This is a genomic window from Paenibacillus sp. FSL R10-2199 (assembly GCF_038000235.1).
Classification (GTDB): Bacteria; Bacillota; Bacilli; order Paenibacillales; family Paenibacillaceae; genus Paenibacillus_AQ; species Paenibacillus_AQ phytohabitans.
The window spans coordinates 3,823,552-3,844,110 of record NZ_JBBOBO010000001.1 but is presented as its reverse complement, the minus strand read 5'-3'; the positions used below and the strand labels follow the sequence as shown (position 1 = coordinate 3,844,110).

At 51.3% G+C, this 20,559-nt stretch carries 21 protein-coding genes and 1 pseudogene; 7 read left to right on the top strand and 15 right to left on the bottom strand.

The features are described 5' to 3' along the window. Positions 1-138: 138 nt before the first annotated feature. The 5 genes and pseudogenes from NYE33_RS16390 to NYE33_RS16370 form a co-directional block, all read right to left on the bottom strand. Positions 139-639 carry a Crp/Fnr family transcriptional regulator gene (locus tag NYE33_RS16390; RefSeq protein ID WP_042138790.1) on the bottom strand — a complete coding sequence of 167 codons (501 nt, stop codon included), beginning with the start codon at positions 637-639 and terminating at the stop codon, positions 139-141. Positions 640-853: 214 nt separating this feature from the next. Beyond that, positions 854-1,974: pseudogene (gene tnpB, locus NYE33_RS16385) on the bottom strand (IS200/IS605 family element RNA-guided endonuclease TnpB). A gap of 206 nt (positions 1,975-2,180) precedes the next feature. Further along, positions 2,181-4,127: a PTS fructose transporter subunit IIABC gene (locus NYE33_RS16380; protein ID WP_076245689.1), complete on the bottom strand. Its 1,947-nt coding sequence runs from the start codon at positions 4,125-4,127 to the stop codon at positions 2,181-2,183. Between the two features lie 44 nt (positions 4,128-4,171). Continuing rightward, positions 4,172-5,083, bottom strand: a complete 912-nt coding sequence (pfkB, locus tag NYE33_RS16375; RefSeq protein ID WP_341068692.1) for a 1-phosphofructokinase — start codon at positions 5,081-5,083, stop codon at positions 4,172-4,174. A gap of 40 nt (positions 5,084-5,123) precedes the next feature. Continuing rightward, entirely contained in the window at positions 5,124-5,885 is a 762-nt protein-coding gene (locus NYE33_RS16370; protein ID WP_171716821.1) for a DeoR/GlpR family DNA-binding transcription regulator, read from the bottom strand. A gap of 401 nt (positions 5,886-6,286) precedes the next feature. On the opposite strand from NYE33_RS16370, the gene NYE33_RS16365 reads away from it, so the two are divergent. Continuing rightward, positions 6,287-6,586 carry a hypothetical protein gene (locus NYE33_RS16365; RefSeq protein ID WP_042138795.1) on the top strand — a complete coding sequence of 100 codons (300 nt, stop codon included), beginning with the start codon at positions 6,287-6,289 and terminating at the stop codon, positions 6,584-6,586. A gap of 13 nt (positions 6,587-6,599) precedes the next feature. Here the strand turns inward: NYE33_RS16365 and NYE33_RS16360 are convergent, their stop codons facing one another. Next, complete coding sequence (locus tag NYE33_RS16360; protein WP_171716822.1) at positions 6,600-7,073, bottom strand: general stress protein; 474 nt, start codon at positions 7,071-7,073, stop codon at positions 6,600-6,602. A 210-nt stretch (positions 7,074-7,283) separates the two neighbouring features. Here NYE33_RS16360 and NYE33_RS16355 point away from each other — a divergent pair, with 210 nt between their 5' ends. Beyond that, complete coding sequence (locus NYE33_RS16355; RefSeq protein ID WP_076245694.1) at positions 7,284-8,423, top strand: AI-2E family transporter; 1,140 nt, start codon at positions 7,284-7,286, stop codon at positions 8,421-8,423. A 761-nt stretch (positions 8,424-9,184) separates the two neighbouring features. Here NYE33_RS16355 and NYE33_RS16350 read toward each other — a convergent pair. The 4 genes from NYE33_RS16350 to NYE33_RS16335 all read right to left on the bottom strand — a co-directional run bounded on the left by NYE33_RS16350 (position 9,185) and on the right by NYE33_RS16335 (position 11,764). Next, positions 9,185-9,589 (bottom strand): hypothetical protein, encoded by a 405-nt coding sequence (locus tag NYE33_RS16350; RefSeq protein WP_039295375.1) that lies wholly within the window; start codon positions 9,587-9,589, stop codon positions 9,185-9,187. Positions 9,590-9,620: 31 nt separating this feature from the next. After that, the gene (gene ung / locus NYE33_RS16345) at positions 9,621-10,289 is read right to left on the bottom strand and encodes a uracil-DNA glycosylase (RefSeq protein WP_039295373.1); all 669 of its coding nucleotides are present in this window, start codon (positions 10,287-10,289) and stop codon (positions 9,621-9,623) included. 70 nt (positions 10,290-10,359) lie between these two features. Next, positions 10,360-11,025 carry a ribonuclease H gene (rnhA, locus tag NYE33_RS16340; protein ID WP_042138797.1) on the bottom strand — a complete coding sequence of 222 codons (666 nt, stop codon included), beginning with the start codon at positions 11,023-11,025 and terminating at the stop codon, positions 10,360-10,362. Positions 11,026-11,182: 157 nt separating this feature from the next. Next, complete coding sequence (locus NYE33_RS16335; protein ID WP_341066684.1) at positions 11,183-11,764, bottom strand: TetR/AcrR family transcriptional regulator; 582 nt, start codon at positions 11,762-11,764, stop codon at positions 11,183-11,185. Positions 11,765-11,921: 157 nt separating this feature from the next. Here NYE33_RS16335 and NYE33_RS16330 point away from each other — a divergent pair, with 157 nt between their 5' ends. From NYE33_RS16330 to NYE33_RS16320, 3 genes are all read left to right on the top strand, one after another. Then, positions 11,922-12,482, top strand: a complete 561-nt coding sequence (locus tag NYE33_RS16330; RefSeq protein ID WP_042138799.1) for a hypothetical protein — start codon at positions 11,922-11,924, stop codon at positions 12,480-12,482. Between the two features lie 89 nt (positions 12,483-12,571). After that, complete coding sequence (locus NYE33_RS16325) at positions 12,572-13,930, top strand: metallophosphoesterase (RefSeq protein ID WP_341066682.1); 1,359 nt, start codon at positions 12,572-12,574, stop codon at positions 13,928-13,930. Between the two features lie 86 nt (positions 13,931-14,016). Continuing rightward, positions 14,017-14,919 carry a manganese catalase family protein gene (locus NYE33_RS16320; protein ID WP_039295366.1) on the top strand — a complete coding sequence of 301 codons (903 nt, stop codon included), beginning with the start codon at positions 14,017-14,019 and terminating at the stop codon, positions 14,917-14,919. A 183-nt stretch (positions 14,920-15,102) separates the two neighbouring features. On the opposite strand, the gene NYE33_RS16315 is transcribed toward NYE33_RS16320, so the two are convergent. The 4 genes from NYE33_RS16315 to NYE33_RS16300 all read right to left on the bottom strand — a co-directional run bounded on the left by NYE33_RS16315 (position 15,103) and on the right by NYE33_RS16300 (position 17,718). Beyond that, positions 15,103-15,384, bottom strand: a complete 282-nt coding sequence (locus NYE33_RS16315; RefSeq protein ID WP_042138801.1) for a Dabb family protein — start codon at positions 15,382-15,384, stop codon at positions 15,103-15,105. Beyond that, positions 15,381-16,508 carry a hypothetical protein gene (locus NYE33_RS16310; protein ID WP_042138802.1) on the bottom strand — a complete coding sequence of 376 codons (1,128 nt, stop codon included), beginning with the start codon at positions 16,506-16,508 and terminating at the stop codon, positions 15,381-15,383. Before NYE33_RS16310 ends, NYE33_RS16315 begins: the two co-directional genes overlap by 4 nt. Before the next feature lie 131 nt (positions 16,509-16,639). Next, entirely contained in the window at positions 16,640-17,152 is a 513-nt protein-coding gene (locus NYE33_RS16305) for a GNAT family N-acetyltransferase (RefSeq protein ID WP_042138803.1), read from the bottom strand. 35 nt (positions 17,153-17,187) lie between these two features. Beyond that, on the bottom strand, positions 17,188-17,718 hold the full coding sequence (locus NYE33_RS16300) for a hypothetical protein (protein WP_042138804.1): 531 nt from the start codon (positions 17,716-17,718) through the stop codon (positions 17,188-17,190). A 258-nt stretch (positions 17,719-17,976) separates the two neighbouring features. Here NYE33_RS16300 and NYE33_RS16295 point away from each other — a divergent pair, with 258 nt between their 5' ends. Beyond that, complete coding sequence (locus NYE33_RS16295) at positions 17,977-18,204, top strand: hypothetical protein (RefSeq protein ID WP_052421961.1); 228 nt, start codon at positions 17,977-17,979, stop codon at positions 18,202-18,204. A 159-nt stretch (positions 18,205-18,363) separates the two neighbouring features. On the opposite strand, the gene NYE33_RS16290 is transcribed toward NYE33_RS16295, so the two are convergent. Next, a complete protein-coding gene (locus tag NYE33_RS16290; protein WP_341066678.1) occupies positions 18,364-19,344 on the bottom strand; it encodes a pectinesterase family protein in 981 nt (326 codons plus the stop codon). A 187-nt stretch (positions 19,345-19,531) separates the two neighbouring features. On the opposite strand from NYE33_RS16290, the gene NYE33_RS16285 reads away from it, so the two are divergent. Then, on the top strand, positions 19,532-20,527 hold the full coding sequence (locus tag NYE33_RS16285; protein ID WP_042138806.1) for a LacI family DNA-binding transcriptional regulator: 996 nt from the start codon (positions 19,532-19,534) through the stop codon (positions 20,525-20,527). The last annotated feature ends 32 nt before the right edge of the window (positions 20,528-20,559 follow it).

Sequence of the window (20,559 nt, the reverse complement as noted above, 5' to 3'; positions counted from 1 at the left end):
ACGTTTCCAAATCGTCCTTTGGGGAATCGTCCTTCGGGGACACATGGTATCCTGATCCTTTCTTTAGTTTGATATGTTCTGAATAGATTATACCACGCGGAAGGGGCAGTCTAAACAGTTTCCATTAAAAATAAGCAATCAGCCCTGATTCCGCAGCAAACGGTTGACAGTTTCCCGGCGTACACCTATTAATTGCCCGATCTCTTCCTGTGTCAGCAGATCTGTCAGCTGTGCGCCATGAGAGTATTCGTTCAGCCAGCGGGTCAGCAGCGCCATGCGTTCCCCGGGCGTTCCGACTGTAAGATGGTCGAGCCGTGTCTGCATGAACCGCACCTTCTCCTGGAGCAGAAGCGCGATCTCCATCACCTTCTCAGGGTCCTCCCGCAGCTCCCGGTACCATTCCGCAGCGGGAATGAGCTCGACCTCACTTTTCATCATCGCCACCGCTGTTCCATGCGCCTCCTTCGGCGAAATGAGGGAATGATGGGGAACTGTCTCACCCGGATACAGCAGGTTGAACAGCACCATGTTCCCGTTCTCATGCAGTCTTGTCACCTTGAACAGTCCGCTTTTCACCCGGTACAGGTTCTGGCCGCCGTCACCCTGACGGAACAAGACTTCCCCTTTGTGCAGAATCATTTCGCATTCTCCTTTGCCTTCTCTTTATATATATTTTTAATTATACCGAAATACGACATTGAATTCTCCCCCACTTAGCTAACGCTTGAAGTGGCGGATTCTTGCGAACAGAAGAGTACCCTCTTCTTATGGAGCAAGCGATCCCTGCGTTCCCGCAGTTTTACATTTTTGACGCAAGTGAAATGTTGAATTCTATCGTTTGGTTAGGTGGCGGTTAAACCGCTACTTGTTCAATATTGTGAGCGGCGTTTTCGTCACGGTCATGGATCGTCCCGCAGGCCGTACACGTCCATTCCCGAACGGACAGGTTCTTCACCTCGGGGTGGATCGTGCCACACACATGGCAACGCTGACTGGTCGGCTCAAACGTGTCGGCGATCCGAAGATTTCGTCCATACCATTTCGCTTTATACGTCAGCTGTCGCACCCACTCGCCCCAAGACGCATCAGCAATGGATTTTGAAAGCTTGGGGTTCTGAATCATATTCGCCACACGCAGATGTTCGATACTAATCGTTTGGTTTTCACGAATCAGTCTCGTGGTCAGCTTGTGGAGGAAGTCATTTCGTTTATTGGCAATGCGTTCGTGAATACGAGCGATATGCTGCCTTGCTTTCTTCCAGTTGGAGCCGCCCGGAGTACGCCGAGCCATCCGCCGCTGCCAAAGCGCCAGCTTGTTCTCGTATTGACGTAAAAGCGAGGATTGGCGATATGTTCCCCGTTTGAGCATACTGCATATTCTTTCAAGCCTAAGTCGATGCCAATAGGTGTATCCACTTGGGGCAGAGGGTTCTTTTGAACTTCGCAAACGAGCGAAACGAAAAATTTCCCGCTGGCGTTTTTACGAACGGTAGCGGACAATATCCGGCCTTCCAGCTTCCGGGAGTTTGCAAAACGTATCCAGCCGAGTTTTGGGAGCTTCAAGCGACTGCCCTCCATGGCGATATTCCCGTTGGTGAATTTGGTCGTGTAACTTTGAATCGGATGCTTTCGGCTCTTGAAGCGTGGCGCTTGATTTTGCTTCTTGAAAAAACGATCAAAGCTATCCGCCACATGACGAGCAGCCGACTGCAAAGCGATGCTATCGACTTCTTTCAGCCAGTCGTATTGTGCTTTTAAACCGGGGAGTTGTGTTGCACAAGCGTGATAAGACAAGCCTTTTCCCGTTTCCACATACCTTTGATTCCAAGCTTCCAAGAAGTAATTGAACACAAAACGGCAGCAGCCAAACATTCGACGAATGAGTTGCTTTTGCTCTGTATTGGGGTAGATCCGATATTTATAGGCTTGATGAACCAGGGGTTTCGAAGAAACCTCCTGCGCAGACACGAGCATGTGCAACCCCTCCTTTTAGTGATCTCATTCATATTATAGCACATATGTTCGTCTTGAAATCGAAAACTGCTGATTCATCCCCACCCTATCGAGGGTGGAGTATTCTCAGCTTTTTTAGATAAAATGGAGCGTGCAAACAAAGAAACCGTATGAATGCAGAATGTTGCTCTGCTTCCATACGGTTCAGGACAGGAATGATTATGTTATTACAATGCGAGCGGCTTCTTCCAGAGGCCCAGCATCAGCCCGGAAATGACGGAGCCGATCAGGACGGCCAGCAGGAACAGCAGCGCGTTACTGGATAAGAAGGCTACGAACACGCCTCCATGCGGCGCAGGAACATTGATATTCCACAGCTGGGTCAGTCCGCCGGCTACGGCCGAACCCACGATACAGGAAGTGAGCACACGCAGCGGATCTGCTGCAGCAAACGGAATGGCACCTTCGGTTATGAACGACAAGCCCAGCACGTAGTTGGTTATTCCCGATTTGCGTTCCGTCTCTGTAAATTTATTCTTAAAGAACGTAGTGGCCAGCGCAATTGCCAGCGGAGGCACCATCCCTCCGGCCATAACAGCGGCCATCATCAAGCCGTTCGTGTTGCCGCTTGAGGTGAACACACCGATCGCAAAGGTGTATGCTGCTTTATTGAACGGACCGCCCATATCGATGGCCATCATACCGCCAAGCACCAATCCCAGCAGTACTTTGTTGCCTGTACCCAGATGATTAAGCGCATCGATCATACCTTCATTGATCCAGCTGAATACCGGATTGAACAGATAGAACATAACTGCGCCGGTAATAAGCAAGCTGAATACCGGATACAGGAGAATCGGTTTCAGACCGTCAAGGGTACGCGGCAGGCCAGAGAAGGCTTTACGGAGCATAACAACCACATAACCGGCCAGGAAACCGGCAGCCAGGCCGCCCAGGAAACCCGCATTGGCATTCAGGGCCATGATGCCGCCGACCATACCAGGCATCAGTGCCGGGCGGTCGCCGATGCTAAGTGCGATAAATCCGGCCAGGATTGGAATCAGGAAGTGGAACGCCCCGTCTCCTCCGCCGATCGTCTGCAGCAGCTTCACCAGCGGATTATCGACACTGGCTACCTGTTCAATCAGGAAGGAGATCGCCAGCAGAATCCCGCCGCCCACTACGAACGGCAGCATGTGGGAGATGCCATTCATCAGGTCTTTATAAATCTTGCTTCCGATTGTACCGGACTTCGCCGATGCGGCACCATCCTCATTACGGCCGGAGCTGCGGTAGATTGGCGCATTGCCTTGGACTGCGATGCGGATTAATTCCTCTGACTTGCGGATTCCATCACTTACCGGACGCTGAAGTACAGGCTTGCCGTTGAAGCGGTCCATCTCTACGTTCTTGTCTGCAGCGATAATAACTCCGCTCGCCCGGGCAATCTCATCCGCAGTCAGCACATTCTGCGCACCTTCAGAACCGTTCGTCTCTACACGGATGTTAACTCCCATCTCTTTGGCTTTCTTCTTCAGGGCATCTTCAGCCATGAAGGTATGGGCAATTCCCGTAGGACATGCTGTCACAGCCACAACAAAGCTCTGCGAATCCGGGTTCCCGGTGATCATCCGTGCAGGTTCATCCTGCGGCGCCGCTGTCTTCCGGGCTTCTTGCTCCGCAGCTGCCTTAGCTTCCGCTTCCGCCTGAGCTTCGGCCTCAGCTTGCTTGGCATCGAACAAGCGCGTTACTTCAGCAGGAGTCTTGGCACTCATGAGCTGTTCGATGAATTCGCTTTCAATGAGCAGCCTTGACAGCGCAGCCAGTGTGCGCAGGTGCATATTTCCAGCTCCGTCCGGCGCAGCGATCATGAAGAACAAATGAGCCGGCGCTTCATCCAGGGAAGCAAAATCTAGTCCGGCGCTGCTCTTGGCGAACACAACCGTCGCTTCATTCACAGCTTTGGTCTTGGCATGAGGCATGGCGATGCCTCCGCCAATTCCGGTGCTGGACTGGGCTTCACGGTCCAGTATCTTTTCTTTGAACAGCTTCACGTCATTAATGCGTCCGCTGGCCGCGAGGCTGGCAATCAGTTCGTCGATCGCCGCTTCCTTCGTTGTAGCCTGCAGCTCCATAATCATAGTTTCCTGTATCATCAAATCTGTAATTTTCATTAATCTCAACTCCCCGTTTTACTTAAAATCTTTCATTATCTCGTTTACAGCTGGGAAATTACAACGAGCGGCCGAAGCTGTTCAATCTTCTGTCTGTCTGCCAGATCGTCCGAGAATGCCGTTGCGCTTCCTGAGGCGACGCCGGCACGGAATGCCTCCAGCACATCTCCGGTCAGCGACAAGGTCCCCACAAACCCGGCGATCATGGAATCTCCAGCACCTACTGAATTCTTCACCTGCCCCGCAGGAGCAGCCGCATGGTAGACACCTTGCTCGGAAATAAACAATGCGCCTTCACCGGCCATCGATACCAGCACATGCCTGGCCCCCGCTTCCAGCAGCTTACGCCCGTAGGTGATAATCTCCGCCCTGGTGCTGATCTGAGCGCCGAACAGCTCTGCCAGCTCATGGTGATTCGGTTTGACAAGCAGCGGTCCCAAGGGCAACGCGTCTTTCAGCGCCTGTCCCGTTGTGTCAATTACAAACTCCGACCCCTTCTGTTTGCATACTGCGATCAGCCTGCTATAGAAATCTCCGCCAAGTGACGGTGGAGTACTTCCCGACAGAATAACAACATCCCCCTGCTTCAGGGCATCCAGCTTGTGCAGCAGAGAAGCGGTCTCGGGCAACGAAATCTCCGGTCCGGCTCCGTTAATTTCCGTCTCTTCCCCGGCTTTCAGCTTGATATTGATCCGGGTATCATCCGCTATATGAACGAAATCACTTGCAATCATCTCCTGGCGCAGCCACTGTTCAATATATCCGCCCGTAAAACCGCCAAGGAATCCGGTTGCCGTATTCTCGACCCCCAGCTGCTTCAGTACGCGGGATACATTGATTCCCTTCCCTCCGGGCAGCTTCATATCCCGTTTCATCCGGTTTAACCCGCCTAGTGTAAACTCTTCAACCTCCACGATATAATCGACGGAAGGATTAAGTGTCACTGTATAAATCATCATTCATCCCTCATTTATAATGTTTGTCTTCTTAACACACTCACACTAATGTATAATCGACGTCCATCTTCTCCAGCTCCCGGCGGAAGTTATCCGGCGTATCCGTATCAAGAATGCAGTGATCCATCTCCTGCAGATCCGCCACTTTACAAAAGGAGATTTGCCCGATCTTGCTATGGTCTGCGAGCAGAATGGTCTGCTTTGCGACAGCAATCATTTTGCGCTTGGTTGCAGCCTCCAGCATATTCGGAGTCGTGATGCCTTCACGTATATCCAGCCCGTTGGTTCCAAGGAAGGCTTTGTCTACCCGAACCATATCCAGTGAGCGTTCTGTCATCGGTCCGACAAAAGCCATCGTGTCCGGCCGCAGCATTCCGCCTGTAATCGAAACTTCGATATGGCGGCAATCCTTCAGCTCATTAAGCGCCATAATCGAGTTGGTGATGACCTTGAGATTACGGAATGATTTCAGCGCCCGGGCAATATGCAGCGTAGTCGTTCCGCCATCCAGAAGAATAGCATCGCCTTCCTCAATCATCTCCACGGCCTTGCGGGCAATCCGCAGCTTCTCATCAAGGAACCGGTCTTCCTTATCCGGAACAGCCGCTTCAAAGTTCACACTCTGCAGGGATACCGCCCCGCCATGCGTACGTTTCAGCAGCCGTGCTTCCTCAAGCTCCTTGAGATCGCGGCGGACCGTTGATTCTGAGACGGACAGCTCCTGGCTCAGCTCCTGAACCGATGCTCTTGTATGGTTCTCAATAAACTGCAGAATACTCAGCTTCCGTTCTTCTTCAAACATGCGCCTCACTCCTCGGACTTGCAGCACCTGCTGCCGGATTCCTTTTATACACAATCGTCTATTTGCGTTCGCGATTTATTGGTAATTAAATTCGAATAAAAGCTCATTCGTGACTGATATTGATCATTTCTGCTCATTTATGATTGTAACAGCGTTTTCATAAACTGTAAAGTGCTTTTTTATCCGCTTATTTTTTACGGAAAAAGCTTATAATATGCCTTATACAGCGGCTTTTTCCGTTATCCGCTGATCGAATGGCTGCATGGATGCTCATCTCTGCTCATTTCATCCGGAAAGGGGCAAATAACGGCTGCAGCAAATAACCACCCGAACGCCTATTTCACAAACGCGGTCATCGACATATTTTATATTACATATGGGGAAAAGCGGGTGAACAGGAGATGGCCTATAACAATAATAATTATGGATCCGGCTATACAGGCGGTAACAACAATAACACTAGCGGAGGTGCGGACAAATCCTCCCCTGCAGAAGCGGAAGAACTCAGTGCCGAAGACTATGCAATCATTGCCGCAGGTTTTGGGGCATTAGGTGAAATCTTTGCTTTTCTCTCCCTGGTCAAAGCCAAACAGGTCACCAAAGAAACCGGAGGACAGGCAGGCTTTGAAGTGGACCCCATTCTATTCGTACAATCACGAAAAAAAAAAGCAGCCAGACGAAAATCCCGCCGGCCGCGTTGATATATTCTTTTGCTTATGAAATCTTCAAAGGGAGAACCTGATGCTTGGCGAATATAGAGTCCACCTTCTCGCGTTGCTCCTCCTCATCAAGGAAGACAATGACTATAATATGCTCCAGCTCGGCATGCCTGGCATAAGCCTCCGCATCCTCCTGCGGAATGCCAATACCGATCAGACTTACAGTAAGACCATCCGTTTCAATATCGGCTCCAGCCAGTTTGCGTGCAGCCGGACCCGCAGCCACAGCAGTATCGGCCAGCATATCCAGTCCCACTCCTAACCCGCGGGCTGTACCGAACAAGCCCTCATTGCCTTCCCCGCTCTGCGTAGCACCAATTCCGGTATCATGGGTGATGATCTCCAGCGTATTTTTCTGCTTCGTGACTGCAGATATATTCTTCGATTTGATTCCATTCTCTTTCAATTCCCCAATCGCCAGTGCAGCATCGCTCCGATGTCCAAAAATCCCGAGTACCAATGTAGGCATCTAACATCCCTCCTGTTATTGCGATATTACCACTCTGCCTGCAGCTTGAACCTGACGGGAAGTCTCTGCGTTAGTGAATCATTCTCTCCTAATTCGGTTATAAAGATAGAATCAGGCAAATGATATACAGCAGTCTTTTAAAATAAGATAGAACGCTGCTGCTCCTGATGCGTATACATAAACATAAATCAAGAGATTGGGGGGGCTGCTGTGCTTCAAAGCAAATATTTCCGGACATGCCTGGCCATTATCGCCTTTTTGACGATACTGTATCTGGGTTCCAAAGTTATTTTCCTATTTACGCCGCTCGTATCCATCTTTAATCTGCTGCTTGTGCCAATGATGCTGTCGGGCTTCATGTATTATCTGCTCCGCCCGCTCGTCAACTTCCTGGAGACCAAAAAACTTGGACGTGCACTCTCGATTCTCCTAATCTATCTCGTCTTCATCGGTTTGTTCGTACTGTTCTGGGTGCTGGTCTGGCCGACCCTGCGTGAACAAATCCAGAATTTCATCGATAATACGCCGTATCTGGTAGAGGGGCTGCAGAATCAGTTCAACAAAATCCAGAATGATCCGTCCTTCTCACGTTTCTTCAAAGGCGATACCGATTTAACAACAAGGCTTACAGAGTACGTAAATAGCGCCATCACTTGGGTGACTAATTCCATGTCCAACCTGATCGGTGTCATCTCCAGTATTGTAGTAGTCATTGCTACACTGCCGATTATTCTCTATTACATGCTGAAGGATGGATATAAGCTGTCACCGATTCTTCAAGGCCTGATTCCAAGAAAGTACCGCAAGGAAGGCCAGGATATGCTGAAGGATATCGACAGTGCGCTAAGCGGCTTCATTGTTACGCGCGTCCTGCTGAATGTGGTGCTGGGCATCATGCTCTACATCGGATTTCTGTTTATCGGCCTGCCGTATTCACTACTGCTAGCCGTTATTTCCATTCCGCTTAACTTCATTCCTTATGTCGGCTCATTGCTGGCAGCGATTCCGGTGATTATCGTAGGATTCATTGAATCTCCTTCAATGGCACTCTGGTCTCTGATCATCATCGTCGTTGCCCAGCAGATTCAGGACAATGTGCTGTCACCGATTATCTATGGTAAATCCCTGGATGTACATCCGCTGACAACCGTTGTGCTTGTCCTGATAGGCGGCGACTTCTTCGGCATTATCGGTGTGCTCATTGCGCTGCCTGTATATATGATTCTCAAAATCCTCTTCCTGCGGATTTATGAAATCATTATCGCTGAGCGTGAGGATGATCCGGGCGGTCCCGGGCCTATAGCACCGGCAGGGATTGAGGTTGAGATTGTTAAAGAAGAGCAGTTGTAGTTTAGTTGTAGTTTAGTTGTAGTTTAGTTGTAGTTCTGTTGTAGTTGAGTTAAACCTGCTTTGAGCGTTAAATTTCAAGACTGAATTCGCCCAAAGGGCGCGTCAGCCGAAGCCGATGGGGCCTGTGCAAGCTCATACAAGCTCATGCAGGCCATGAAGCTTATAAGACAACCACACATCGCTCCACTCAGACTATCGCTGGGGTAGCTCCGGTAGAATCAAGAGCACTAATGCCCTTCATTTGCTCATTTGGGGCGCATCCTATGAAATCAAGAGCACTAATGCTCCTCATTTGCTCATTTGGTACGCATCCGGTGGAATCAGAGGGATTTATTCCTTTAATTTTCCCATTCCGCCCACTTTCGGCGGGATCAGAGGGATTTATCCCTTTAATTTCCCCATTCCGAACACTTTCGGCGGGATCAGAGGGATTTATCCCTTTAATTTTCCCATTCCGCTCACTTTCGGCGGGATCAGAGGGATTTATCCCTTTAATTTTCCCATTCCGCTCACTTTCGGCGGGATCAGAGGGATTTATCCCTTTAATTTTCCCGTTCCGCTCACTTCGGCGGGATCAGAGGGATTAATTTAGGCGGATCTGCCTAATTCCAAAGAATCTTATCCATAACTGCTACGCAGATCTTATCCACAACAGTCAAACATCATATGATCCAAATAACAAAAACAAAAAAACGGGCAAATCTCTAAATAAGAGGTTTGCCCGTTTTGCTGAACCTTCCGAAGCCTTCCGTTCCGCTATCTCAGCCCCGCAGAGAGCGCACTACAAAAATGTGATTGCCCTTCAGCAGGTTCTGCCCGTCGCGGAGCGTAACTGAACCCTTGGTGTGCGCTACGATGGTCGTATTGAGGGCAACCAGCTGATCGCCTTTCCAGATGGTGACCGCCGACTTGAAATATACCGCGTTGTCAAACTGCTGGCGTTCCCTCATCACGTACCCTACGGAATGGAGGACCGGGGGCAATGCCCTCTCCTTGGGAGCCAATGCCTTGATGAACACAATGTCACGAAAAGGGACGGCAATCTCCTGATGTCCGATTACGGCTACTGAAGCTGCAGGGTCCCATCTGCGCAGCACGCCTTTCATGATCGTATATGGCTCTTCTCCGCAGTACATAATGACCGGTCTGCCTACCCAATGCTTCATGGCTCCACCCCCTTCGCTGTGTCCGTGCTACTTATACATTCGGTATGGACCAATCGATTCCTGTAAGCCCGTGCGACTCCAGATAGGAGTTAGCCTGAGAGAATGGATGGCTGCCGAGAAATCCGCGGTGGGCCGAGAACGGACTTGGATGCGGAGACTGAATAACCTTATGTCTGCTGCGGTCAATCGAAGCCCCTTTGAGCTGGGCATGACTGCCCCACAGGATGAACACCATCGGTTCTGTCCGTTCATTCAGCTTCTCCATAATGGCATCTGTAAACGTCTCCCAGCCCAGGCCTTTATGCGAGTTCGGCTGGCCTTCACGTACGGTCAGCACTGCGTTAAGCATCAGCACCCCTTCTTCTGCCCAGTGGAGCAGAGAACCATGGTTCGGCACAGGTACGCCCAGATCATTATGCAGCTCGGTATAAATATTGCGCAGTGACGGAGGAATCCGCACTCCCGGCTCGACCGAGAAACTCAGGCCATGAGCCTGTCCCGCCCCATGATAGGGGTCCTGACCCAGAATGACCACCCGGGTCTTGCTGTAAGGCGTCAGCTTCAGCGCTGAGAACAGCTTGTCTTTTGGCGGATAGACTGTATATTGCTTATATTCACGTGCCAGCGCATAACGCAGCTCTTCAAAATAGGGCTTATGCGTTTCTTCCTGCAGAACCTCATCCCAATCATTGCCGAACATCCCGTTCTCCTCCTGCTTGCTTCCCTGTAGTATTCATTCATTACCTGTTATTAACCAGATCCCGCAGAATTTATTTGCGCCCGTAATCTGCTTTGATCTCGCCCCATACCTTAGTCTGCCATTTCAGCACCTTATTCTCATATGTATGGCTGCGCAGCCAGCTCTCCGCCCGGTCAATCAGCGTCCAGATTTCCTCTGTGGAAGCATCCCGGGGCAGGGTAGTAGCAACCTTCTTCTGCTTCACCCACTTCATAGCATTCACGGAGTCGGTATAGACCGTACGGCTGCTGCCTTCCTTCTTAAGCAGAGCCAGCGCATGGACTATCGCCAGAAATTCCCCGAGGTTATTCGTCCCCTTACTGATTGGACCGCAGGAAAAAATAATGTCCCCGGTCTGCGTGTCTACGCCTTTGTATTCTACCGGTCCGGGATTGCCGCGGGTGCCGACATCTACAGAGATGCTGTCATAATCAATCTCCTCCGACGTTTCTACCGAGGCACTGCGGCTCCAGCTGTTTGCCGTTTTACTCTTGGCAACCGTGCCGTTTGATGCCGCACCTGTTCCCCAGTTGCCTTTCCAGCCCGCCTTATAAGCCGTATCCGCTGCCGCTCTGCTCTCATAAGACTTATATTTCGCTCCGGTATAATGATCGGTCTGCGCCTGGCATTCTGCCCAAGTGCTGTACACTCCCGGCTGCTTGCCTTCCCACACTACATAGTATTTCTGCTTAGCCATGAATACAGCTCCTTCCTGCACGCCTCATGAATCATCAAAATCATATTGTAATCCAAACCGCGGCGATATTGAAGTGCAAATAAGCCCAGCGCCTGCTGTGAGCCGAAATATAAATTGGATAATTCCCAGCAGGCGCGTTCATACTATTAAGGCCGCATTATTCCAGTACAGCAAGCGTAGTGTTGACGATAGTCTGGAGCTTGTCAATATCCCGGGTGGCTTTGACCATGACCCGCACCCCGACGAGGGCATTGTGCAGATAAGCAGCAAGCGCAGAGGCCTCATGCCGGTTGGAGATCTCTCCGCTAGCCTGTCCGTGCCGGATCAGCCGTTCGATGAGATGTTCGGTATTCAGAAAAGCATCATTCGCTTTGGTTGCTGCTTCCGGATCATGATTGGACAGCTCCACTGCGGTATTCACCAGCAGGCAGCCCTTGGGCTCGTCTTCACTCCTGTGGATCGTTGCTTCGAACAGCAGGGTGATTGCAGCTTTGGCAGAGGAAATGCCTTCGATACGGCCCTCCATCCGGGAGGCGTTGATGGCTGCGAACCGCTCCAGTGCTTTTATATATAAAGTATGCTTGTCTCCAAATGTGTCATACATGCTTCTCTTGTGAATCCCCATGCCGGTTACAAGATCCTGCATCGAGGTTTTCTCATAGCCCTGCTGCCAGAAGATATTCATCGCCTTTAATAGTACGTCATCAATGTCGAATTCTTTGCTTCTCGCCATCATCATGCTCCTTTCTGGGTCAATTTTACCATTTATAGAACGATCGGTAAATATTATTATGCTATTGTGAATTAAATCACATTAATTCCGCACTAATCATTCTATATTAATTTTAAAGGAAAAACAAATCTGCAGCAACACACACCCCAAGGAGGTTATTTACATGAGAAAGCTCGCAGCAATAGCAGCCGTATTCACTCTGACCCTGCTCGTCGGATGCGGCAACTCGGCAAACAACAATGCGGCAAATACAAACACGTCCGCAAATAACGGCAATACGGCCACGGCCACCGAAGCACCGGATGCTGTAACATCGGTCTCCGTCGTTGATAATAATGAAGCCTTCAAGAAGGCGATCAGCAAAGACGGCCACTGGATCGCCGCAGTCCTGAACGACCTGACCTTCACGGAAGAGCTTGTGGTAGACGGACAGTTCATCAATAAGGAAGAGCCGGCCCGCAAAATCGCGCTCTATACCCAGGATGCAGATCACAACATCACCAATTCCTTCACACTTACCGCTCCAAAAATGACAATCCGCAGTGAAAATGCCCGTATTCAGGGCGGCACCTTTGTCGGGGATGTCTACGTAGAAGCTGACGGCTTCGCCGTTGTGAATGCTACCATTGAAGGCAATGTCTACTTCTCGGATGCCAAATACCAGGCTACCTACACGGCCGCTGACCAAGGTAAGGTAACCGGTGTGACTGAAGTCAAGAAATAAGTTATTCTGTACAGGAGGTGTTCCCTTCAGGGCAATCTTGCCGGGGACACCTTTTTGCGGTTTTTACCAGGAAAAGAGGTGCAGAACCCATGTTATCCGTCCGTAAGTCCGTCATACTCTCCCTATTGCTGCTGCTCACATCATCCTGCAGCGGGCAAGAAGAGAAACAACCACCGCAATACCGTATACAGTCCGGCCATGATCTTAGTATTCTTACGACTACCGACACACACTATTTATCGCAAAGCCTGAGGGATCTCGGGCCTGCCTTCAATCAGTTTCTGGCTGCCGGGGATGGTAAACAGCTGGGATACAGCAACGAAATGATGGAAGCCCTCGGATACGACATTGGCATCCGCAAGCCCGATGCCGTCATCATTAGCGGAGATCTCAGCAACAACGGTGAAGAAGCCAGCCATAAGGACCTGGCCAAACATCTGAAGACCATTGAACAGGAGACCGGGACCCGGGTATATGTGATCCCCGGCAATCACGATATCCAGAATCCCTGGGCCCGTAAATTTAAGGGTAAGCGCCAATATTCTGCAGATTCCGTTACCGCCAAACAGTTCCGCAAGATCTATGGCAGCTTCGGTTATGATGAAGCGCTGCTGGAGGATAAGGACTCGCTGAGCTATCTGGCTGCCCCGTCAGATGATCTTTGGCTGCTCATGCTCGATACTGCACAATACAAAAATAATCAGGATCTGGGAAATCCACAATTGGAGGGCAAGGTGAGCGCTTCGACACTGAAATGGATTGATGCGTGTGGTGAAATGGCTGCGGCACAAGGTGCGCAGATCGTAGCGGTCATGCACCATAGCCTGCTGGATCACAGTGACTTCATCCAGGAGGGCTTCACTGTCGATGATAACGGGCAGGTTATTGACGCCCTGCTGCGCAATAATATCCATACCACACTCAGCGGCCACATTCATATTCAGGATATAAGTGAATATCAGAAGGACGGCAACAGCATCTATGACATCGCAGACAGTGCATTATCGGTATTCCCGCATCAATACGGCATCTTAAACTATTCAGCCGCCAATCAGACCCTGGATTACAATACAGCTAAATTAGGGATGGAGCTGTGGGCCGCAGCATCGGGCAGCACAGATCAGAATCTGCTGCAGTTCAACACTTACAGTGAAGCGAATTTCCGCAAGCGCTCCGCGACCCGCAGTTATTCCCGTTTGACCGCGGACACAGCGTATGCTAATTACTCGGATGCCGAGCTGAATGCGATGGCGGATGTGGTCGGCCGGCTGAATGAGATTTATTTTGCAGGGACCGCCAGTACTGACAATGCAGCTGTAATCGCCACGGAAGGCTACCGCCTCTGGCAGAAGGCCCCCGCCAGCGGGACTAGAAGCTATGTCCTGGGAATGGCTGCGCGGGAAACGAAGAACAATCATGAGCTGCATGTACAGCTTCCGGCCCGTTGATGTGTTTGAGCATGAAGGATTGCGTTTAATTTAGGGCTGTACAGCAATATCAAGACTGCTGAAGCGCTAAGGAGGATGACAAGCCAATGTTCAAACGCATGGATGAAATTATGATTGAAATCCCGGACGTCGAGAAACCAGATCCGAATGCTGCTGCGGCTGTACAGGAACTGCTTGGCGGTAAATTTGGTGAGATGTCAACACTCAACAACTATCTGTATCAGTCCTTTAACTTCCGTTCCAAGGAGAAGCTGAAGCCCTTTTACGATCTGGTTATGAGCATTACTGCAGAGGAGTTAGGCCATGTCGAACTCGTCTCTCATGCTGTAAACAAATGTCTAAGAGGCTCCACGGATTATAAGAAGCCGGACTCTACTCCACTGGATGCTGTAAAAGATGCCCGGCTGTCCTATCACTTCCTGGCCGGAGCCCAGGGTGCCATGCCGTTCGATTCGATGGGTAACCCCTGGACCGGGGCCAATGTGTTCAACAGCGGCAACCTGGTGGAAGATCTGCTGCATAACTTCTTCCTGGAATGCGGGGCCAGAACACATAAAATGAAGGTCTACGAAATGACCGACCATCCGGCTGCGCGTGCTGTTGTCGGTTTCCTCCTTGTCCGTGGAGGCGTTCATGTGGTCGCTTATGCCAAGGCACTGGAGATTGCCACAGGCGTCAATGTAACCAAGCTTGTGCCGATCCCTTCCCTGGACAATAAATCGTTCAATGAAGCCAGAAAGTATGAAGAAAAAGGCGTGCATACGAAGCTGTACACCTGGAGCGATAAGGATTTCAGCTCCATTGACCAGATCTGGAAGGGCACCCATCCAGAGGACGGGCTTCCGCTTGAGGTTATTCAGGGCGTGCCTGAAGGTGTTCCGATTCCTGAGGCCCCTGAGTCCAAGGAGGAATTCGCACCGGGGATCTCGGCCGAGGAATTCAAGGAGATTGCCAAACGGCTTAAGATGGCCGGTAATATCAAGGATTAGCGGCTAGGGTCTGCGCATAAATAATGCGGCGGACACAGCTGGCTGAAATAAAGAAGCGGATGTTCCGGAAGCCCTGAGTGAAAGGCTGCGGAACATCCGCTTTGTTGTGCGGGAAGGTGCAGGCGGTGTTGCGGATAATCCGCATAAACCTCAAGATTCGCTGAATCTCTGACATTTAGAGAATCAGGATTCGTAACAAAAGGAAGCTGCCGATTGCAGAACACCAGTAATGTATTCCGAAACCCTGACATGCACCGGATGAACCAGATAGGCTTCCAGATCCGCCATGCTCTCATATTGCACAATCAGCATCAGATCGTAAGCGCCGCTGCGGACATCCACCTCCACCTTCAGTTCATGGATATGCGCGATTTGACCACGCATGCCCAGAAGCACTTCACGGGCTTCAGCAATGCGCTCCGGGCTGCCATCCTTCAGCTTGATTAACAGATTGTTCGTAATCATTGAACCGTTCCCCTTTCATTCTGAGGTTCGAGAAGCAGTGTTGTGCTTGCCGCTTCGCGGCCATTTACCAGCAGCGTCACGGTATGTTGTCCGGGATAATGCCTTCGTGTGGTCAGGTCGGCCCAGCGGTGCGTCCGTACACCAGCCAGTCTGGAACCGCCGGGGACGGTTTTGTCTGACAACAGAAAGAGCTTGCGGGAGGTCTTTCCTCCTGCCTTCACGAAGTCTATCCCGTATTCAATGCGGATACGCACCGGTTCACCTTCCCGGATCGTGAGGGCATACTGCAGTTCGCAGTGGTCACCGATCCGCACCTCAGCCGGTTCTGCCGCGAGGACAGCCGCGGTGACCAGCGGCGCACCGCTCTCTTCAGGAGCATAACCGAACAGCTCCATAATCTCAGGGTCCGCCTTACGGATCAGCGACCGGCAGCCATGCCGCACAATCCAGTCCGTATTCACATTGTTGCCTTTCCAGCGGCGGGCTGTCTCAATGACGACGGCCGGATGATCCTTCGCGATATCGTTCAGATTGTTGGCGACACTCTTGCGTACATAGAGCGACGGGTCCGCCTTCAGCTTCTCCAGCAGCGGCAGCACCGGGGACGGATCGCGCTTGAACACCGGCAGCGCCTGGCCCCATGGGAGACGGGGCCGGCTGCCTTCGCTGGCCAGACGCCGCACATGCTCATCCGGATGCTCTGCCCAGGCCAGCATCTGAATCATCATCCTCTGCGGGTCCCGCAGCATGAACGGCCTGACGGCGAACTCTGCCGAGGATTTCGGCGTGAACCGTTCCAGCGCCGCCATGGACAACTCCCAGTGCTCCTCCCTGCCGCCAAACACCTCGACGAAATCAGGGAAGATCAGATAGGGAAATCCGACACAGTCTTTATCGATGGCGTACAAAATATCTAATGCTTCTTCATAACATGATGGCAGGAATGCCCCCAGTGTCTCCGTGATCCGCCGCATCCGCGCCTTAAGCTCCAGTTCCTCCCAAGGCTCTTTCATCGCCGCAGCGGTGAAGTCCTCCGCATCAAACGAACCGTATACGGCATGGATCTTAGTGCCGAGGCTGCGCAGGAATTCCTTGTTGTACATTGCTTTTAATGGTTCCGCCATCCTATGATTCCTCCTGCTGATTGTGTTCAGATCACTTGTCAGAACAGCGTAACATAACAAACTGGACAGCCTTATGTCACGTTAAGTTCGGTAATGTATTGTATTGTGTGAGGCTGATTGGTCTTCAAGTATCAAAAGAATGCCGCCGGATAGATCAGCTCGCCCTTCACCTTCTCCAGCGCCCCTTCCTGCAGCCCGTATACTTGAAACACCTCATCCGGTACAGTGAATTGCGTCAGCGCAAGGCCATAGGCGCGTGCGGGCGTGAAGCCGAATTGGGGATAATAGCCTGGGTGCCCGATCAGCAGAATTATTTCATAACCCAGCCGCCTGCTGCGTTCTGTGCCTTCGCGGATCAGTGCTGCGCCAATTCCCTGACGCTGCATCTGCGGATCGACTGCGATGGGGGCAAGTACGATTACTTCTTGTGAATGATTCCCGTCCAATACCTTGGCACGGCTTAATAAAATATGCCCAACTACAGCACCATCCTGCTCGGCAACAATGGACAGCTCCGGCACGAACTCCTCCGAAGCTCTGATCCGCTCAATCAGCCTGGATTCATCTTCACGGTTCCCGAACGCCTTGACATTCAGTTCAAATACTTGAATATAATCCTGCGCTGTCTCGGTTCTTATCTGCATCTGAGTTTCCCCTTCCATAATAACGGTTATGCCGGTCAGTTAATCAGGCGCTCCACTTCTTCAATGCCTTTCTTCGCCCGGCTGTTCAGCGCCCGTTTGTCCTTGAGTCCGAGCTGCTGCAGCTCATGGCCGGGGTCTGTCACCAGCGGCTGTGTTACCACACTTTCAAGCAGCTGCACGGCGACCCGGCAGGCGCTGAACAGCAGCTCGCGGTTAATCACCATTTTATGGGCGCGGATGATTTCTACCAGAGCTTCGGCATACATCAGTCTGACTATACTGTCTGCGCTCATCAGGTTGCGGGAGGCGAAAGAAGTTGTCTTGTCCACAATGACCGGGTCCTGATAGTTCTTGGACAAGGCTTCAAGCCCGGCAACAGCCTCCCAGTCCCTGATCGACAGGCGCCCGCACCCTTCCGCGATCATCTCCTGAAACCATTGAAGCTCCATTTCCCGGACAATGCCATATTGTTTGTACTGCTTAAGGGCACCTTCACGGTGCATTTGGGCCGGGCTGCCCAGATACCGGATGAATATCTCCCGTGCTTGCCGCGTTTCTGCTTCCATACTGCCCTCCACCTTATTTCCTATATTTATTGTTCACCATAACCAGTACCGCCAGCGTAGTATAAACCGTCTTTCTCCCAACACTCACGAGGGAACAGCCACCTTCATCCTTCGTCCGGCCTTCAAGCACAATCCAGGGGAAAATTTTCAACTATTTCAGAAAGGAAATCCTATTTTCAAAATCCGCTGTCTGTCGTAGAATAGTGTTTAAGATTCTGCACCGTTATATTTATACTACACATGGAAGGGGCTGGGATTATGCCGCAGACACTTGTCCAAAATGCTGATTTCTGGGTTGCCGCTTTATCGCAGACCTTCGTGTCCGCCTTGCAGCTTGACCCCGATGGAATGTACTCCCAGGTTGGAGTTGGAATTGTAGAGAAGTTCTCCGAGGAATATGTGCGGCTCAAAAGATTCGACGGCACTGTCTCGCATTATGCCCGTGATATTACCAAATTCCAGCACAATCAAGCCTCACGCCGCTAACAGGCCTATGCTGTACTTTCCCCTTCTGGCCGGAGTTCTCCTGCCTGGGGGAAGTGAATTTCAAAATAGGCGTATACATGACCTGCTCATGTATACGCCTTTTGCCTGATAGCAGGCCGCAGAATCGCCTTCCGGGTAGTCAACTTATTTCATGCTGCTTCAGCGCTTAGAAGACTCCACGCCTCCCATTGTCCAGAAATCCGTCCCGGTAAAAAACCGCTCTTTGCCTGCCGCCGCTTCCTTCTCTTCCGGAATAAATGCCCAGGCTGCACGCCTGGAACGCACCGGATCATCACCGGCTATGCCGTATTCCCGGTAAATGGCCGTCTGCATATTCCGGGGATTCCCCCAGGGGTCCCAACCGGAGGGATGAATATGCCCGCCCAGCCGGCAATTCACAATATCCGTTCTGGCGTATCCGCGCCACGGGCGTCCCAGATAGACACCGCTAACCCCCGGGTCCGACGTAAAATAACACTCGTTGAACAGATAGCCATACTCCTGATGCTTCGGCGTGGATGCCGCTGTGATGTAACCCGGCCCGTCGTTATAATGACGCAGACTGCGGATCTCACAATGCTCGAAATAAGCTGCTGCTCCGCCAAAAATAAAATCAATCGTTCCTTCGATATAACAATTCGTGTACAGCTGGCGGCAAACGGCGTGCTGCTCCTTAAGCGGAATGCCTCCAAAGGCCTTGCCTTCTTTGGTATACGGCGGCAACGGTCCGGTGAACAGCGTATCCTGATGGCCCCTGAAGCTGCAGCTCCGGAATAAGGTCTCATCACAATGGGCCGATACCGCTACAGCCTGCCCGATGTCATTTCCTTGCCCTGCTGTGTTCGCAATAATGAGGTTCTCAAGCATCAGCCTCCGGCCGCCGAGGAACAGTGTCGGTGTAGCAAAGGTACCCAGCTCTTCTCCTGACTCGTCCAGCTCCTTGGCATGTCTGTTCATGGTGATTACCACTTCCCCGATGCCCACTATATTAAGATTGGACCGGTATATTCTTACCTCCTCTTCATATACACCTGACATAATATACAGGGTCACCGGCTTTTCCAGCAGATCCCGTTCAAGTTCATCTACCGCTGCCTGGATACTCTGGTAATCGCAAAATTCCCGCTTGCCCACCAGCATTGCTATCGTCCCCCTTAAGAAATAGGTTCTGTTCAAACCGGCAGTCCTTGACACGTAAATTATACCGCCGGCCGCAGCAATGTTCCAGATAAAATTTTAACGTGTGCATTTCAATAAAGTCTTGACTTGACGCGGCTGTAGCACTAAACTGAAATCGTTAACAATTCTATTTTCCCGGAGAGATGTCATGATTACCATCAAAGATATTGCACGCGTCGCCGGCGTCTCCCACACGACTGTATCCAGAGCGCTGAACGGCAGCCCGCTGATCAAGAAAGTCACCCGGGATAAGATTGAGCGAATCGCCGCGGAAATGAATTATGTGCCGAATTACAGCGCCAAGAGTCTGGTTACGAAGAGATCGTTCACCATCGGGCTGTTCTTCTCAAGCATTGAGCAGGGTACTTCAGCCAGCTTCCTGGTTGATGCTATCAAAGGCATTACGCATATCCTGGATGAGAACTACAATCTGACCGTTAACGGAATAGACGGTGTCCATAACTTCAGCAATATTCAGCCCCAGCGTTTCGACGGCATTCTGGTCATGAGCCAGAGCGATGAGGATAATGCCTTCATCTATCATGTGAAGAAGATGGGCATACCGCTTGTGGTGCTGAACCGCCAGCTGGAGGACCCGGGCATTATGAATGTTGTAGCCAATGACCGCGAAGGCGTGAAGGAAGCCATTGATTACGCTGTGCTTCAAGGGCACCGGAAGCTGGCTATTATTGAAGGGAAGCCCGGCTTCAAATCGTCCAGCGAACGCAAACAAGGGTTCATGGACAGCCTGATTGCAGGCCGTCTGGAGCTGAATCCCGATTATTTCGCTTCAGGGGATTACAGCATCGAGAGCGGCTATGAGGCGATGACGGCGCTGCTCAGCCTTGAGGATCAGCCTACCGCTGTATTTTGCTCCAACGATGATATGGCCATTGGCGCGATGAACGCCTGTTATGCCCATAAGGTAGATGTGCCGGGACAGATATCCCTGATCGGATTCGACGACATTATGTTCGCCCGCTATACGAATCCTGCCCTGACCACCGTCCGCAAGCCCATTGCAGAGATCAGTGAACTCGGTATGAAAATGCTGATTCAGCTGCTGATCCAGCCCGAAACAGAGCCGCAGCAGCTATTCGTCAAGACCGGCCTCATGGTACGCGATACTGTCGCCAAGATCTGAGCGCAGGGTTCTGCCGCAGTGAATTAACGGTA

Excerpts from the sequence above, each read along its gene's own strand:
- NYE33_RS16290 (WP_341066678.1), bottom strand. The coding sequence starts at position 19,344 with ATGCTGGTGGGCAAGCGGGAATTTTGCGATTACCAGAGTATCCAGGCA.
- NYE33_RS16320 (WP_039295366.1), top strand. The coding sequence starts at position 14,017 with ATGTTCAAACGCATGGATGAAATTATGATTGAAATCCCGGACGTCGAG.
- ung (WP_039295373.1), bottom strand. The coding sequence starts at position 10,289 with ATGTTCGGCAATGATTGGGATGAGGTTCTGCAGGAAGAAACGCATAAG.
- NYE33_RS16295 (WP_052421961.1), top strand. The coding sequence starts at position 17,977 with ATGCCGCAGACACTTGTCCAAAATGCTGATTTCTGGGTTGCCGCTTTA.
- NYE33_RS16305 (WP_042138803.1), bottom strand. The coding sequence starts at position 17,152 with ATGCAGATAAGAACCGAGACAGCGCAGGATTATATTCAAGTATTTGAA.
- NYE33_RS16335 (WP_341066684.1), bottom strand. The coding sequence starts at position 11,764 with ATGATGATGGCGAGAAGCAAAGAATTCGACATTGATGACGTACTATTA.
- rnhA (WP_042138797.1), bottom strand. The coding sequence starts at position 11,025 with ATGGCTAAGCAGAAATACTATGTAGTGTGGGAAGGCAAGCAGCCGGGA.
- NYE33_RS16370 (WP_171716821.1), bottom strand. The coding sequence starts at position 5,885 with ATGTTTGAAGAAGAACGGAAGCTGAGTATTCTGCAGTTTATTGAGAAC.
- NYE33_RS16285 (WP_042138806.1), top strand. The coding sequence starts at position 19,532 with ATGATTACCATCAAAGATATTGCACGCGTCGCCGGCGTCTCCCACACG.
- NYE33_RS16360 (WP_171716822.1), bottom strand. The coding sequence starts at position 7,073 with ATGCCTACATTGGTACTCGGGATTTTTGGACATCGGAGCGATGCTGCA.
- NYE33_RS16310 (WP_042138802.1), bottom strand. The coding sequence starts at position 16,508 with ATGGCGGAACCATTAAAAGCAATGTACAACAAGGAATTCCTGCGCAGC.
- NYE33_RS16300 (WP_042138804.1), bottom strand. The coding sequence starts at position 17,718 with ATGGAAGCAGAAACGCGGCAAGCACGGGAGATATTCATCCGGTATCTG.
- NYE33_RS16350 (WP_039295375.1), bottom strand. The coding sequence starts at position 9,589 with ATGAAGCATTGGGTAGGCAGACCGGTCATTATGTACTGCGGAGAAGAG.
- NYE33_RS16330 (WP_042138799.1), top strand. The coding sequence starts at position 11,922 with ATGAGAAAGCTCGCAGCAATAGCAGCCGTATTCACTCTGACCCTGCTC.
- NYE33_RS16365 (WP_042138795.1), top strand. The coding sequence starts at position 6,287 with ATGGCCTATAACAATAATAATTATGGATCCGGCTATACAGGCGGTAAC.
- NYE33_RS16325 (WP_341066682.1), top strand. The coding sequence starts at position 12,572 with ATGTTATCCGTCCGTAAGTCCGTCATACTCTCCCTATTGCTGCTGCTC.
- NYE33_RS16390 (WP_042138790.1), bottom strand. The coding sequence starts at position 639 with ATGATTCTGCACAAAGGGGAAGTCTTGTTCCGTCAGGGTGACGGCGGC.
- NYE33_RS16380 (WP_076245689.1), bottom strand. The coding sequence starts at position 4,127 with ATGAAAATTACAGATTTGATGATACAGGAAACTATGATTATGGAGCTG.
- pfkB (WP_341068692.1), bottom strand. The coding sequence starts at position 5,083 with ATGATTTATACAGTGACACTTAATCCTTCCGTCGATTATATCGTGGAG.
- NYE33_RS16315 (WP_042138801.1), bottom strand. The coding sequence starts at position 15,384 with ATGATTACGAACAATCTGTTAATCAAGCTGAAGGATGGCAGCCCGGAG.